At 67.6% G+C, this 13,470-nt stretch carries 11 protein-coding genes and 1 pseudogene; 5 read left to right on the top strand and 7 right to left on the bottom strand.

Features of this window, described 5'->3' with window-relative positions:
* Positions 1 to 41: 41 nt before the first annotated feature.
* Both ACZ7IB_RS24030 and ACZ7IB_RS24025 read right to left on the bottom strand, forming a co-directional pair.
* Entirely contained in the window at positions 42 to 1,700 is a 1,659-nt protein-coding gene (locus ACZ7IB_RS24030) for an ISAzo13 family transposase (protein ID WP_470915497.1), read from the bottom strand.
* A gap of 225 nt (positions 1,701 to 1,925) precedes the next feature.
* Complete coding sequence (locus ACZ7IB_RS24025; RefSeq protein ID WP_470915661.1) at positions 1,926 to 3,530, bottom strand: hypothetical protein; 1,605 nt, start codon at positions 3,528 to 3,530, stop codon at positions 1,926 to 1,928.
* A gap of 733 nt (positions 3,531 to 4,263) precedes the next feature.
* On the opposite strand from ACZ7IB_RS24025, the pseudogene ACZ7IB_RS24020 reads away from it, so the two are divergent.
* A pseudogene (locus tag ACZ7IB_RS24020) lies at positions 4,264 to 4,554 on the top strand (Tn3 family transposase); the annotation flags it as partial.
* 123 nt (positions 4,555 to 4,677) lie between these two features.
* On the opposite strand, the gene ACZ7IB_RS24015 reads toward ACZ7IB_RS24020, so the two are convergent.
* Positions 4,678 to 5,640, bottom strand: coding sequence for a TetR/AcrR family transcriptional regulator C-terminal domain-containing protein (locus tag ACZ7IB_RS24015; RefSeq protein ID WP_470915495.1), 963 nt, complete (start codon positions 5,638 to 5,640; stop codon positions 4,678 to 4,680).
* A 166-nt stretch (positions 5,641 to 5,806) separates the two neighbouring features.
* Between ACZ7IB_RS24015 and ACZ7IB_RS24010 the strand changes: the two genes are divergently transcribed.
* Complete coding sequence (locus ACZ7IB_RS24010; protein ID WP_470915494.1) at positions 5,807 to 6,916, top strand: FAD-dependent monooxygenase; 1,110 nt, start codon at positions 5,807 to 5,809, stop codon at positions 6,914 to 6,916.
* A 57-nt stretch (positions 6,917 to 6,973) separates the two neighbouring features.
* Here the strand turns inward: ACZ7IB_RS24010 and ACZ7IB_RS24005 are convergent, their stop codons facing one another.
* Complete coding sequence (locus tag ACZ7IB_RS24005) at positions 6,974 to 7,948, bottom strand: site-specific integrase (protein ID WP_470915492.1); 975 nt, start codon at positions 7,946 to 7,948, stop codon at positions 6,974 to 6,976.
* A 197-nt stretch (positions 7,949 to 8,145) separates the two neighbouring features.
* Positions 8,146 to 8,526 carry a hypothetical protein gene (locus tag ACZ7IB_RS24000; protein WP_470915490.1) on the bottom strand — a complete coding sequence of 127 codons (381 nt, stop codon included), beginning with the start codon at positions 8,524 to 8,526 and terminating at the stop codon, positions 8,146 to 8,148.
* Between the two features lie 33 nt (positions 8,527 to 8,559).
* Between ACZ7IB_RS24000 and ACZ7IB_RS23995 the strand changes: the two genes are divergently transcribed.
* Entirely contained in the window at positions 8,560 to 8,748 is a 189-nt protein-coding gene (locus ACZ7IB_RS23995) for a hypothetical protein (protein ID WP_470915489.1), read from the top strand.
* Positions 8,749 to 8,978: 230 nt separating this feature from the next.
* On the opposite strand, the gene ACZ7IB_RS23990 is transcribed toward ACZ7IB_RS23995, so the two are convergent.
* Both ACZ7IB_RS23990 and ACZ7IB_RS23985 read right to left on the bottom strand, forming a co-directional pair.
* Complete coding sequence (locus tag ACZ7IB_RS23990) at positions 8,979 to 9,848, bottom strand: LysR family transcriptional regulator (protein ID WP_470915487.1); 870 nt, start codon at positions 9,846 to 9,848, stop codon at positions 8,979 to 8,981.
* Positions 9,849 to 9,977: 129 nt separating this feature from the next.
* Entirely contained in the window at positions 9,978 to 10,556 is a 579-nt protein-coding gene (locus ACZ7IB_RS23985) for a Dps family protein (RefSeq protein ID WP_359111059.1), read from the bottom strand.
* 237 nt (positions 10,557 to 10,793) lie between these two features.
* Here ACZ7IB_RS23985 and ACZ7IB_RS23980 point away from each other — a divergent pair, with 237 nt between their 5' ends.
* Complete coding sequence (locus ACZ7IB_RS23980; protein ID WP_470915486.1) at positions 10,794 to 12,161, top strand: dihydrolipoyl dehydrogenase family protein; 1,368 nt, start codon at positions 10,794 to 10,796, stop codon at positions 12,159 to 12,161.
* Positions 12,162 to 12,211: 50 nt separating this feature from the next.
* Positions 12,212 to 13,354, top strand: a complete 1,143-nt coding sequence (locus ACZ7IB_RS23975; protein WP_470915485.1) for a low temperature requirement protein A — start codon at positions 12,212 to 12,214, stop codon at positions 13,352 to 13,354.
* The last annotated feature ends 116 nt before the right edge of the window (positions 13,355 to 13,470 follow it).

Here is a 13,470-nt window from a genome sequence, read left to right as displayed (position 1 = left end):
GGCTTGCGTGACCAGTCGAAACGCTAAGGGCCTGCCGATCATTAACTCGCTGTCTTGATCTCCGGTGGGCGGGTGATCCCCGTCGCTGCTGCGAGCTTGTGGAGGCCATCGAGGGTGGCGAGGCGGTCGGCGGCGGGATGGACAGTGTGTCCGGCTGCGGCGAGGAGTTGGCGGATGTCGCGGATGCGCCGGTTGATGGTTTCTGGAGTGACGGAGAAGAGACGGGCGATAGCGACCTGCGGGAGCCCGTGCCGGTAATGGAGGAGGGCGGCCAGGAGCCGGTCGGCGAGGGTGAGGACGGGGCGGCGGCCGGTGCCGCCGTCGCCCTTGACGCGTGGGCGGTGACCGCGCCGTTTGTTCAGGTTCGCCTCCCGCTGGTCCTCGTGGAGGGTGGTGAGTGTGGTGATCAGCGTGTCCCATTCGGCGGGCGGCAGTCCGGTCAGGGCCGGGTGGCACAGCCAGGCGAGGTCGGGGCTGGGCTGGTCGAATGGGTCCGGGACGTCGCTGACCTGGGCATATGGCTCGGGGCGAAGGCTGTAGTTCCAGTCGCCGTGCCAGGCATGGCGGTCCACGGGCAGCGCGTCCATCTGCCGGTCGCCGATGCGGACGCCGGTCTCGTAGGAGGCGGTGTCGAGTTCGGCGCGGACGGTCAGTCCGGTGCGGGTAGTGGTCGCCGCGATGCTGTTCACGATGACGTCGTGGCTGGTCAGCGGTCTGCCTCGCCAGTTCATCGTGATGTGGGAGAACAACCGGTGTTCAATCTTGTTCCACTTCGAAGTCCCCGGCGGCATATGGCACACGGTGATCTCCAGGCCCGTTTCCAGCGCCAAGGCGGCGAGCTCGGCTTTCCAGGCGCGGGTGCGGTAACCGTTGGAGCCGCCCGCATCCGCGGTGATCAACAGCCGCCGAGAGGCAGGGTAGGCGTGCCGGCCGCACCCGTTCCACCAGCGGCGGATCGACTCCACAGCGAAGGCGGCGGTGTCGTGGTCGGTGCCGACGTTGACCCAGCCGGTATTGCGGGTGAGGTCGTAGATTCCGTACGGGATGGCCTTGCCCAAATCGGCGTCCGGGAAGTCGTGGGTGTGCACGGTGACCGGCTTGCCGTGGGGCCGCCACTGGCGGCCGCCGTTGCGGTACTGGCCGACCAGCTCCTTCTTCTTCGCGTCCACGCTGATCACCGGGTCCCCGGCCGCCTGGTAGCCCTTGGCCTGTTCGTTGACATAGCGGAACTGCGCATCCCGGTCCGGGTGTTGCTTGCCTTCGATGGTCTTGGCGTTGCCCTGCAGGCTGAAGCCCTCCTCGCGCAGCAGGTCGCCAACGGTGTCCGCGTTGACCTGGTGCCCCTGGCGGGTCAGCTCTGCGGCCAAGACGCGGGTGGACTTGGTCGTCCAGCGCAGCGGCGACATCGGGTCACCGCGCTCTTCCGGCTCGACCAGCGCCAGCAGCGCGGGCCGCAGCCCCGGATCCAGGTCCACCGCCCGCCTACGGCCCCCGCCCACCCGACGGATCCGCCCCAACGGCGCCTCCCCGGACTCCAGTTCAGCTACCCCGCGCGAGACGGTGCCCTCACGCACCCCGGCCGCACGGGCGACAAGCCTGATCCCGCCGTGCCCCAGCGACCGCGCCTCCGCCCCTATGGTCAGCCGACGCTGGCGCTCGTCCAAGTGCGGGAACAACGCCTGGAACTTCGCCGTCAGCATCGAATCGGCCCCTCCGGAATCCCCATACCACAACAACGAGGCACGATCCCGGAAGCGACGGCTTGTTTCCAGGCAAGCCCTAACTGCCCAGCATTGAGTCAAGGCTCGATCGCTGAAGTGGAGCGGCGCACGCTAGAAGCAGGCAGGGAGCGACGCTGGCCACAGGCACCTAACCGGCTGGTCGAGCAAGGCCTCGACAGGAGCTCCCCTCCTCGAAGACTGCTGCTAGCAACGCCCTTGCCATGGGACTTGGTAGGAGCTGCTGATCTTGTATTGACCTGCGGTAGGCACCTTGAGACGCATCCATTCGCCATCGCGTTCCAGGCACCCCTCACTGGCACGAAGCCAGGGGGAATACGCGATGCGCAGGCTGACTGTCCCACTATCCCGCGCCCATAGCGTCACCGTGGCGTTGTCACTGCTGACGATCTTCGCTCCGGCACCTGAAATCATCGGCTTCGCACCCTTAACTTCATAGATTCGCCAATGGGTATCCCGCCACACAGGTTTCAACCAGCCAGGCTCGTTACGGACGAGCTCAGCCTCATCCTTTGCGGCATAGTCCGGTTCACCTTCTGGCAGAACTACGTAGCCGACAGCCCAGTCGTTGAGCCAGGCACGGTACTTCGCCGACGAGAAACGATTCTTGTAGAAGAGATCGTTGCGCTCTACATCGACTTGACGATTCCAGCCCCGGGCCAGATTGATATGAGGCCCTAGCGCAGTGCTTTCTCGGTGATTCACAGCCGGGACCACCTCGACGCGTGTACGGTCCGCCCCTAGCCGATCAAGGGCCATCAGTACACCGCGGGATTCCGTAGCCCACGTTGGCACCGGAGTTGACATCCTCGTCACATGAATGGTGTGTTCCGTGACCCAATATGCGGAAAGTGCCAGAGCGAGGGTAAGCGCCACCTTTTGAACCCTTCGCCCCTTATCGGCGAGAAGCGCAGCAAGCAACACCGGACCGCCAAACAGTTCGGCTAGACGAACGACGTTGGAACCCACAGGCGAAGGAATCAGGGCCGACAGAAGGACTCCGGCCGAGTACGTTGCCGCGCCGAAACGGAGCACTCGCCATTCCCGCGGAGCAAACACCGCAAGCAGCGCGCCGAAAAGGACCGGCTTCCAAATATCGCTTGCGGACATTGGCATCATGCCGCTAAAGGGGAATAGCAGGGTCGTCAAGCCCACCACCACAATGGGTGGGGCGCACAGCGCGAGGGCACTACCGAGATCTCGGTTCAAAAGCCAGCCTGCCCCGCACACAAGAAGGAACAGTCCTGCCACCGGGCTAGCCATGGTCGCCAGCGCGGCGAAGATGCCAGCCAGGGCAAGGCGCCGACCATGCCCCATCAGCAGGAGGCACGACACCAAGGCGAGCGCAACGCCCAGCGCGAAGGTAGACCGACCAGACGCTACGTTGCCCCAAAGGAACAAGACCCCCAGGAGGGTAGGCCACAAGGGGTGACGGACACCGCTACGTACAAACACGCAGCCCACCAGCCATGAGGCAGCCGTACCCGCGGCGACAGTGACAGTTCGCACACCGAACAGCGCCATCAACTGTGGGGCCAAAACACTGTAGTTGCCTACGTGGACGCCCCCATACCAGCCAAGGCTATAGGGCGACCCAGGATGTTCGGCGACGAAATTTGTCCAGGAGACCTGTGCCGCAAGGTCCCCCCCTCCGGTCCCGAGGAAGATAAACCATAGGACGTACAGAGGAAGGGCGAGCGCGCTGGCCAAGATAGGCACGCGATGCCGCTCCCAGAAAGCGCGAACCCACCTCTGTCCAGCAAGGGGGGTCCGTGTACGTTGCGCAGGCAGCTCGGTCGGCGAGACAGAGGATGCCACTGATGATTCCGTTCAGTAAATTGCCGAAAAACCGGCCCACCTCGTAGACCCGTTCCAAATTGGCGACTATTTCCGGAACAGCACTGCCTGGACGTTACTCATATAACGCCGGTTTACCTTTTTGATTTCATCGAAATAGGCCCTATCCTTGCCGATTTCGATTTCCTGTAGCCTCTGTTCGGTGGAGAGTCAAACAGCAACCACCTTGGTCTGCTGCTTGCACTTGACATCAGCCTCAGCGGTTGAAATCTCGCGCTCTGAAGGTTCCCCCTTGGCGCCCCATTTACTAGCCGCACCCCAGGGCGTCGCGTAGTCGAAACCAGCCGTCTTCATGCATGCACTCCAACGACTCACTACGCTCCTTACGCGTTGATCACGTTTCGCAGCATCGAACGTACTCGACTTCAAGTCGTTGAACTTCGCAAAGGAAGTCTTTGCGCCACGCGTCAATGTCCGGTCAGCTTCTTTCTGGCACGCCATGACATCTGAAGCAGCGTCCTTCGGTAGGCTCGCCAACCGCCCCCTGATTTGCTTAGTCACCCCCCTGTACCCCGGCGACGACAGGAGCTCCGCCGGCGCATGGTACCCAAATCTCGTCGCAACGCTAAGCTCGACGACTCCAAAGTGGAGACGATTTCGCCAGCTAGGGACGTGCTCAGGTGTCTTGATTTGCCCCCACTCGTACCCCCTCTCTCGCATGCATGGGCGAATCTTCCACGGCAGGCACGGGCAGCTCTACCAGGACGGTATGGAGGACCAGATCGGCGCCCTCGGCTTGGTCCTCAACGCCCTCGTACTCTTCACCACGAGGTACATGGACGCTGCAGCGAAGCGGTTGCGGGCGGACGGCTTCGACGTCCGTGACGAGGACGTGGCCCGCCTCTCGCCGTTTGTGCGGCACCACATCAACATGCTCGGCCGGTACTCCTTCCAGCTCCCGAACCTGCCTGGCGGCCTACGGCCCCTGCGCAATCCGGATTCCACCGACGAGGAGTGAAGCGCTTGTTCTAGTCAGGACCATGAACCCGGTGATCTCTGGTCGTATCCGCCACGTCGCCGGCGGACGCCCCGATAGCGCGAAGGGGCGTGGGTCCGGTCCTCGATGAACTCGTTCTTGTGTCTACGTGACAGCTTCCTGACCTTCGACGATGGAAGTCAGGCCGTCGAGGAGTGCCTTGAGGCCGAATTCGAAGAGAGCATCGAGACGCAGGTCATAGCCGTCCTCGAAGGCTCCGACCACCTTGGTGAAGGTCGGGAAGCGGCCGGATTCCACCAGTTCCCGGAGAGCGGGGGTGCGGCTGTCCAACCACTGGTCCTCCGACTGGCCCGTGGCCGCTTCGGCGTGCGCTTCCATCTCCAGGTGCACAGCCAGGCCCTGGACATGGCTGTAGAGCAGGACGTGGATGTCGAACAGCTTGGTGGGATCGAGTCCGTGGCCGTCGAGGGCTCGCAGCACCCACTCGCCGTGGACCATCAGGTTGGGCACGAGCAGAGGGCGGGTGAGAGAGCCGATCTGGGCCAGCCACGGGTGCTTGCGGTAGAGAGTCCAGAGGGTCCGAGCACCCAGTTCGATGCGGGAACGCCACTCTTCGGGGGCGTTGGCGGGGTAGGACTCCTCGCCGAATGCGGTGTCGGCCATGAGCAGGATGAGGTCGTCCTTGCTGGGGACGTACCGGTAGGGCGACATGGCGGCGACGCCGAGCCGTGCCGCAACGCCGCGCATGGAGAGCGCCGACAGTCCTTCGGTATCGGCGATGTCGATGGCCGTGCGGACGATCCGGTCGAGGCTCAGCTCCTGCTCGGGGTCCGGGACGGGTGACGGGCGCCTGCGGGTCGGCGCGGCGGGGGCCGTTCCGGCGACGACCGTGCCGATCCGGGGCCGTGCCTGGACAAGTCCCTCCAGACGCAGGGTGGTCAGGGCCTTGGTGGCGGTGGCGAGCGCGACGCCCCATTCCCCGGCGATCTGCCGGGTCGAGGGAACCCGGTCTCCGGGGGCGAGTTCACCGTCCGCGATGCGCCGCCGGATCGCGGCGACGATGCGCAGATAGGGCGGATCACCGACTGCGTCTGTGGTCTTCGTCACGTCCTGCCGCTTTCCTTTCCTGTACTAGTGCAGAGGGTAGCAGCGGCAACGCCGAACGTAAGCCGTCTGGCCTAGTACAGATCCGGTATTTGGCCAGTTGGAGGGAGTGTGCGTACGTCGTACGTTCAGTGCGCGTACATCGTAAAAAGCACTGGAGGAACTTCTCATGCAGACCGTACTCATCTCCGGCGGCGGAATCGCCGGGCCCGTCCTCGCCTACTGGCTGCGCCGCCACGGCTTCGCGCCCACCGTCGTCGAACGCGCCCCGGGCCAACGCCCCGGCGGCCAGGCGGTGGACATCCGCGGCGTCGCGCTCGAAGTCGTGGAGCGGATGGGCCTGCTGGAGCAGGCAAGCCGCGTGCGGACCCGGATGCGCGGCATGTCGATCCTCGACCCCGACGGCCACGAGGTCGACCGCTCCACCGAGGCGACCTTCAGCAGCGGCCGGCTCGACAGCGAAGACATCGAGGTACTGCGCGAGGACCTGGTACGGATGGTGTACGAGCACACGCGCGCAGGCGTCGAGTACCTCTTCGGCGACAGCATCACCGCACTCGACGAGGACGAGACCGGCGTGCGCGTCGACTTCGCGCACGGGCCGTCCCGCACCTTCGACCTCGTGGTCGGGGCGGACGGCCTCCACTCCACCGTACGACGCCTGGCCTTCGGTCCGGAGGAGCGTTTCGCCCACCACCTGGGCAGCTATCTCTCGGTGTTCAGCGCGGACAACTTCTTCGCCCTGGACGACTGGCAGATGTGGCTGCGGGACGGCGACACGGGCTTCGGCATCATGCCCGTACGCGGCAACACCGAACTCAGGATCGCCTTCGGATTCGAGTCTGGCCCCCTCGCCCACGACCTCCGCGACAGTGGCGCCCTGCGGCAGCTCGTCGTGGACAAGCTCGCGTCGATGCGGTGGGAAGGGACCCGCCTGGCCGAGGCCGCCCGGAAGGCGCCCGACTTCTACTGCGACGCCATGGCCCAGATCCGCATGGACCCGTGGTCGCGGGGCCGGGTGACCCTGCTCGGAGACGCCGGCTACTGCCCCTCCCCCCTCTCGGGGCAGGGCACCAGCCTGGCCCTCGTCGGCGCCCACGTGCTGGCCGACTGCCTTGCCCAAGCCAACGGCGACCACCGCACCGCGTATGCCCGCTACGAGCAGCGGATGCGCCCCTTCGTCACCCTCAACCAGGCCCTGGCCACCGAGAATCCCGGCGGACCCGCCTCGGAGGAATCCGCCGCGCACGCCAAGAACGCACTCTCACTGGACAGCTGATCCCCTGGCCCGAACGGACATCCAAGCAGGAAGGAACAGCACAGAACCGCTCCGCGTTCAGCGCCTGCTGTCGCCGGGGGCCAGCAGGCTGGTGAGCTCGGCAATCGCCTCCGGGGACGGCTTGAAGTAGCGGCGGACGTTCTCCGGCTTCTTGTGCCGGGACTTCGCCATGAGCATCAGCAGCGACGCACCCTGTTCACCGAGGTGGGTCAGGGAGGAGTGGCGGTACTCGTGCAGGTCCCAGCCCGTTCCGGGCCCGCGCACCGCGGTGTGTTCGTCCAGCAGCGCGCGGGCCTGCCCGTACGACAGTCGGGCCAGCCCGGTATCTGGGCAGACGCCGCGCGGGCTGACGACCTTGCCAGGCCCCGGGCGGCGGTGGGTGACAAACACCGGCCCGCAGGTGCGGCCCTTGAGAAGCCGGGGCAGCAGCCGGGCAGTGCCGGCGTCCCAGTACACGGGCTCCAGCACGAAGTCCTCGCGCGCCTGGCCGCGGCGGCGGGCCTTGGTCCGGGCGCCCTTCGCCTTGACCGGGCAGCGGCGCCCGGCGAAGTCCAGTTCCTCGATGTTCACACCGAGGATCTCTTCCGCGCGGGCGGCGGTCTCGTACAGCATCCGCCACGGCGTCTTCTCCCGCAGGTGAACCTCACGCCGCGCGGTCAGCCGGTCGATCGCCATCTTCGAGCGGGCCGGGGTCTCAGAGTCCGGCACCGACAGCCGCTTCGCCCAGGCCGGGACCATCGGACCGTCGTAGCCGTGCTCCCGGCACCAGCCGAGCCAGGACAGCACCCCCGCCCGACGGGAGTTCCACGTGTTCACCGCCGCGGTGCCCCACAGCAGTTCCAGAGCCTCACCGATCTCGTCGTCCGCGACCGATGCCAGTGACCGAGCCTCGCCGAGCCGTTCGGCGGTCTTGCCGACCCCGATCCCATAGTTCCGGATCGTGTTCGGGTTGCCGAGCGAGTCGAGAAATACGTCCGCCGCCGCGCGGACGGTCAACGCCTTCCCAGCCGGCAGCTGTACGACGGTGGGCACCGCTTCCCCCTTGCCGCGGATAACAGGGCCGCTTCGCGTAGCGGCCGAAGAACGTCACCGCAGGTGACGGATCAAGCTACCGCAGATATTGGGGTGTTATCTGTGGGACGACTTCAGACCCGTCCCGGGACCGACGCGCCGTCAGCCGCCCACCTGGGCCGACGAAGGCTTAGCGCACGATCTGACACGGATGTTCCTCAACCCCCTTCTACAACGAGATCCTCCACCAGGACACCTGCCAGCCCGCCACCGCTGACGGCCTCGTCCTGCTCGCGGCCCTCGCCGTCGACGACCGGATTCCCGGCCGACACCGATTCCAAGCCGTCGACCTGCTTTTCAGGGCTGCCACCGTCGCCGAGCGTCACCTCGCCGAGACCTGGCCAGCCACCCCGCCACACGCCGATCCCGACAGCGAGGCCCGGGCCCGCAGCGCGGTCCAGGCCCGCACTCCAGATCTGCTGACACGCTGGTCGGCCGAATGCCCTGCGGTTCGGCTGGCCCTGGCCGGCCTCGCCGTCGTCTTCCCGACGGACCGCACCCTGACCGCCCTGACACCGCGCCTGCAGACCTTCACGCACCAGCACCCCCAGGGCACCGACATCGGCGACTACGTGCGGTTCGTCCTCGTGCTGGCCGCCCAGGACAACGACCGGATCCTCACGGTCACGGAGAAGCTCACCGACGCCTACTGGACGGGAACCACGCGTGGAGTGCCGACACGTGCACGAGCCCTCCACCTCCTCGGCCAGATGCCTACCAAGGTCGGAGCCGGACTCACCCGGCCACGCGCCGGGCAGTAGACGCCCCGCGGGACGACGAGCGACGCACCGCGCATCGCTCGCCCTGCTATTTCTCCTGAACATTCACGGGCCTCAAGATCCGCGACTGCTGCCCAAACCGGCGGACAAACGCTGCCCCTGGAAGTGAACGAAGCCACCCGGATCCGCTCACGCACCTCGTCGGCATCTGACACGGCCCGCACGCTACCGGTGGTGGTGTCAGGGGGGCCACGATGAGTGTCTCGGTCCTGTCAAGTGATGTGGCGCAGCAGTGCGGCGACTGCCGGTGGTGCCTCGCCGGGCGGGCGTACCACCATGACCTTCCAGTGCGGCGCGTGCCTGTGGAACCGGTACTGGGGGAGATCGGGGAAGCGGTCGGCGATCGACTTGGGCATGATGCAGACTCCCAGGTCGTTGCGGACCAGTTCGGCTGCCGCGACGATGTCGTTCACTTCGAAGGTTGTGCTGCGGTCGACGCCGGCGGCGCGGAAGGCCCGATCGACCGCGTAGCGGATGGCCCAGCCCGGTGAGAAGTCCACCAGGGGCGACCGGGCGGCCTCGGCGAGTTCGACTTCACCGTTCGGCGTCGTACCGAGAATCCGCTGGGACGACGCCAGCAGCACCATCTCCTCGCGCGACAGCAGCCGCGTCGTCAGCCCGCGCTGCTGCTGCCGGTCGAACGCGACCACGGCCAGGTCCACCGTGCCCTCGCGCAGCGCCTGGCGGATGTCGGCGACCGCCGCCTGCCGCAGCTGGACCACTACGCCTGGATGCTCCGCCCGCAGCGCGGCCAGGGCGTGGTGGAGCCCGGCCCAGACCCCCTGCATCGTCCCGACGGTGATGCGTCCGCGCAGCTGCCCCTGCACCGCATCGACTGCTTCCCGTGCCAGTTCGGCGGCTCGGAGAGTCGCACGCGCGGCGGGGAGGAATGCTTCACCTGCGGGGGTCAGCGAAACACGGTGCGTGGTGCGGTCGAACAGGGGGGTGCCGAATTCGCGTTCGAGGGCCCGCACCGTGCTGGACACCGCGGACTGGACCACGTGCAGGCGTCTTGCCGCCGCCGTGAAACCGCCCGTCTCCGCCACAGAGACGACGACCTCCATCTGACGCAGATCCATCATCCGCTCCCGGTCAAGCAGCGCTCCGTCTGATGCAGAGTCCGCGATCTTCGATCCTCACTGCATCGTAGGCGGACGGGGGTGCCATACGGGCGTCGGCCCGTGTCCGGAAGGACACGGGCTGAGGCTCCGTCAGGCACGCACCAGCGGTGTGTCGACCAGATGCTCGGCCAGGAACCACGCCTGCAGTTCGCCGGTCCTGATCACCTGGGAGACAAGCAGGTCGTTGGTGCCGTCGTCCCCCAGCTCGGCGGTCCGGGCAGCGGCGTCGTGGGCCTCGACGAGGATGGTCTCGTGGGCCTCCAGCAGTCGTGACAGCATCGCCGGCACTTCCTCCACCCCGTCCGGAGGCCGCGGAATCGAGGTGATCTCGGCGACGTGCCGGGGATCCCCTACCGCGACGCCGCCCAGGGACTGGACGCGTTCGGCGATGGTGTCGACGAGTTCGAGCTGCTCTCCCGCGTGCTTGTCCAGGACCAGGTGCAGTTGGTAGAAGGTCGCGCCGCGCATCAGCCAGTGATGCTTCTTGTAGAGGCCGTAGAGGATCTGGGTGTCCGCCAGGACCCTGTTCAGGCGCTGGCAGGAGTACATCCGCGCCTCGTAGGACAGACCGATCGGGAACTGCTTGACGGTGCCGAATTCCTGGATCACCTCGCCCTTCTGGTGCAGCCAGGGCTGGCTGCTGCTCAAGGGCTTGGAACTGCTGGTCATGGACCGCCTCCTGCGATGCCGTGCTGTGCTTACCCGGGCGACGCTAGGTGCCCCGACGCAGGGCGCATTGACCGACAGCGCATGCGGTGATGCCTGCCGGCGCACTGTGCCCGTTGCATGTGCGAGGCGTTCGCTCTCGGACAAGCCCCCGTGCGCTGGCAGGCATGCGTGGTGGTCCTGCCGCTCTAGCCTCGGCGGGACAACCCACGCTCGGCGAGCTGGGGAGCGAGGAGAGGCATGAGTACGAACGAGCAGGTGGACGTGGTGGTCCTCGGGCTGGGGCCGGGCGGCGAGTACGTCGCGGGCACGCTGGCCGAGGCCGGACTTGACGTGGTGGGGGTCGAGGCGGAACTCGTCGGAGGCGAGTGTCCGTACTGGGCGTGCGTGCCCAGCAAGATGATGATCCGGGCCGGGAATCTGCTTGCCGAGGCGGGCCGGATCCCCGCCCTCGCCGGTGAGGCGGTCGTGACTCCGGACTGGGGCCGGGTCGCCGGGCGCATTCGCGGCGAGGCGACCGACGACTGGAACGACCGGGTGGCCGTCGACCGGCTGGCGGCCAAGGGCGGCCGACTCGTCCGCGGGACAGGCCGACTCGCAGGGCCACGCCGGGTGGTGGTCGGCGACCGCACCTTCGAAGCCAGGCGCGGTGTAGTGCTGGCCACCGGCACGCGGCCCCGGATCCCCCCGGTGCCGGGCCTCGACGGAACGCCGTACTGGACCAATCGGGATGCCATGGCGGCCAAGGAACTGCCGGAGTCGATGGTCGTGCTCGGCGGGGGCGCCATCGGCGTCGAACTCGCCCAGGTTTTCGCCCGTTTCACGTGTGTGGTCACGGTGATCGAGGGGCAGGAGCGGCTGCTGTCACAGGAGGAGCCGGAGGCGGGGGAGCTGGCGGCGGAGGCTCTGCGGGCGGACGGTGTCACCGTACTGACGGGTGCCCGGGCGCGGCAGATCGGCCATGACGGCACCGCGTTCACCGTACGGTTGGAAGCGGGCGGGCAGCCGCTGCGCGCCGAGAGGCTACTGGTCGCCGCCGGGCGACACGCCGATCTGGCCCCACTGACGGTCGACTCGGTGGGACTCGATCCGGCAGCAGGAGTCGTACGCACGGATGGGCAGATGCGGGCAGGGGACGGGCTGTGGGCGATTGGCGACATCACCGGCCGGGGCGCCTTCACCCACGTCTCGATGTACCAGGCGGAGATCGCCGTTCGGGACATACTCGGACAGCCTGGACCCGACGCGGACTACCGGGCGCTGCCCCGCGTCACCTTCACCGATCCGGAGATCGGTGCGGTGGGAATGACGGAGCGTCAGGCGCGGGAGCAGGGACTGCGGGTGCGTACCAGCGTGCTGCCCATTTCCTCCTCCACGCGAGGGTGGATTCACGGGCCGGGCAATGAGGGGTTCATCAAGCTGGTCGAGGACACCGACCGGGGCGTACTGGTCGGCGCGACGTCGGCGGGGCCGGCGGGCGGCGAGGTGCTCTACGGGCTGAACGTGGCCGTCCACGCCGAAATACCCGTCGACCGGCTCCAGCACATGATCTACACGTATCCCACCTTCCACCGGACGGTGGGGGCCGCGCTCGGAGCCCTCCGCTGAGCCGCCCTCCGATCGCCCGCACGGACCCGGCGCCCAGGCGATGGCGTAGCATGCCGGGCCGCGACCCCGGCGAGCCGCAGCGGACCGCCACCTCCCTGGAGCTTCTTTTCGACCTGTGCTTCGTCATCGCGGTGGCCCAGGCGTCCGGGAGTCTGCACGAGGCGCTGACCGACAGGGAGTACGCCACCGGTGTCCTGCGCTTCGCGCTGGTCTTCTTCACCATCTGGTGGGCGTGGATGAACTTCACCTGGTTCGCTTCCGCCTACGACCCGGACGACGTCCTGTACCGGTTGACGGTGTTGGTCCAGATCACGGGGTCACTCGTGCTTGCCGCAGGCGTTCCCCGCGCGTTCGAGGAGGGTGACCTGCGGGTCATCACCATCGGATACGTCGTGCTGCGCACGGCGCTGGCCGCCCTGTGGCTGCGGGCCGCGTGGTCCGACCCCGCTCGGCGGCCGACCACCCTGCGCTTCGCCGTTGGGGTGACGGTATGTCAAATCGGGTGGGTCGGGCTGCTCGGTCTCCCGGCATCGGCTCGGCTGCCGGGCATTGTGGTGCTGATCATCGCCGAGGTCTCCGTCCCGGTGTGGGCGCAGTCCGCCGGGATGACTCCATGGCATCCGCGCCACATTGCCGAGCGCTACGAACTCTTCACCCTCATCGTCCTCGGAGAGTCCGTCGCGGCGGCCACCGTCGCCGTCCGGGGCGCCTTCGACCGGCACCAGGGCACCGGTTCGCTGTACGCGGTGGCGGCCGGTGGCCTGTTCATGGCCTACGCCATGTGGTGGCTGTACTTCGCCAGATCCGCGCACGCCCTGCTTGCCACGACGCACCAGGCCCACCGCAGGCGATTCACCTGGGCCTACGGCCACTACCTGATCTTCGCTTCGGCGACCGCCGAGGGAGCCGGCCTGGCCGCGTATGCCGATCATGTCACGCGACGCACGGACGCCTCGCCGTTGGCCGCGGGCGCGGCGGTCACCGTCCCCGCGGCCGTCTTCCTGATCAGCGTCTGGGCCGTACACCTCCGGCCCCATCAAAGAACCGTGGCCGAGTGGATTCCGTATCCCGTCGCGGCCGTCGGCGTCCTGCTGGCCGCTTTCTTCCCGGCACCTGCCCTCGCCGCCGGTGCGCTGCTGGCGGTCCTGGTCGTGGTGGCCACGGTGGAACAGCGGTGCAGAAGCCCGCGGTGAGATCTCACCCTGTGCCGGGACCGAAGGGCCGCGGGGGGGGGGGGGGGGGGGGGGGGGGGGGGGGGGGGGGGGGGGGGGGGGGGGGGTCGGGGGGGGGGGGGGGGGTGGGGGCGTTC

The organism is Streptomyces sp. NPDC037301 (assembly GCF_055602785.1).
The sequence above is the reverse complement of the archived record's forward strand: the minus strand, read 5'-3'. Positions and strand labels throughout refer to the sequence as shown.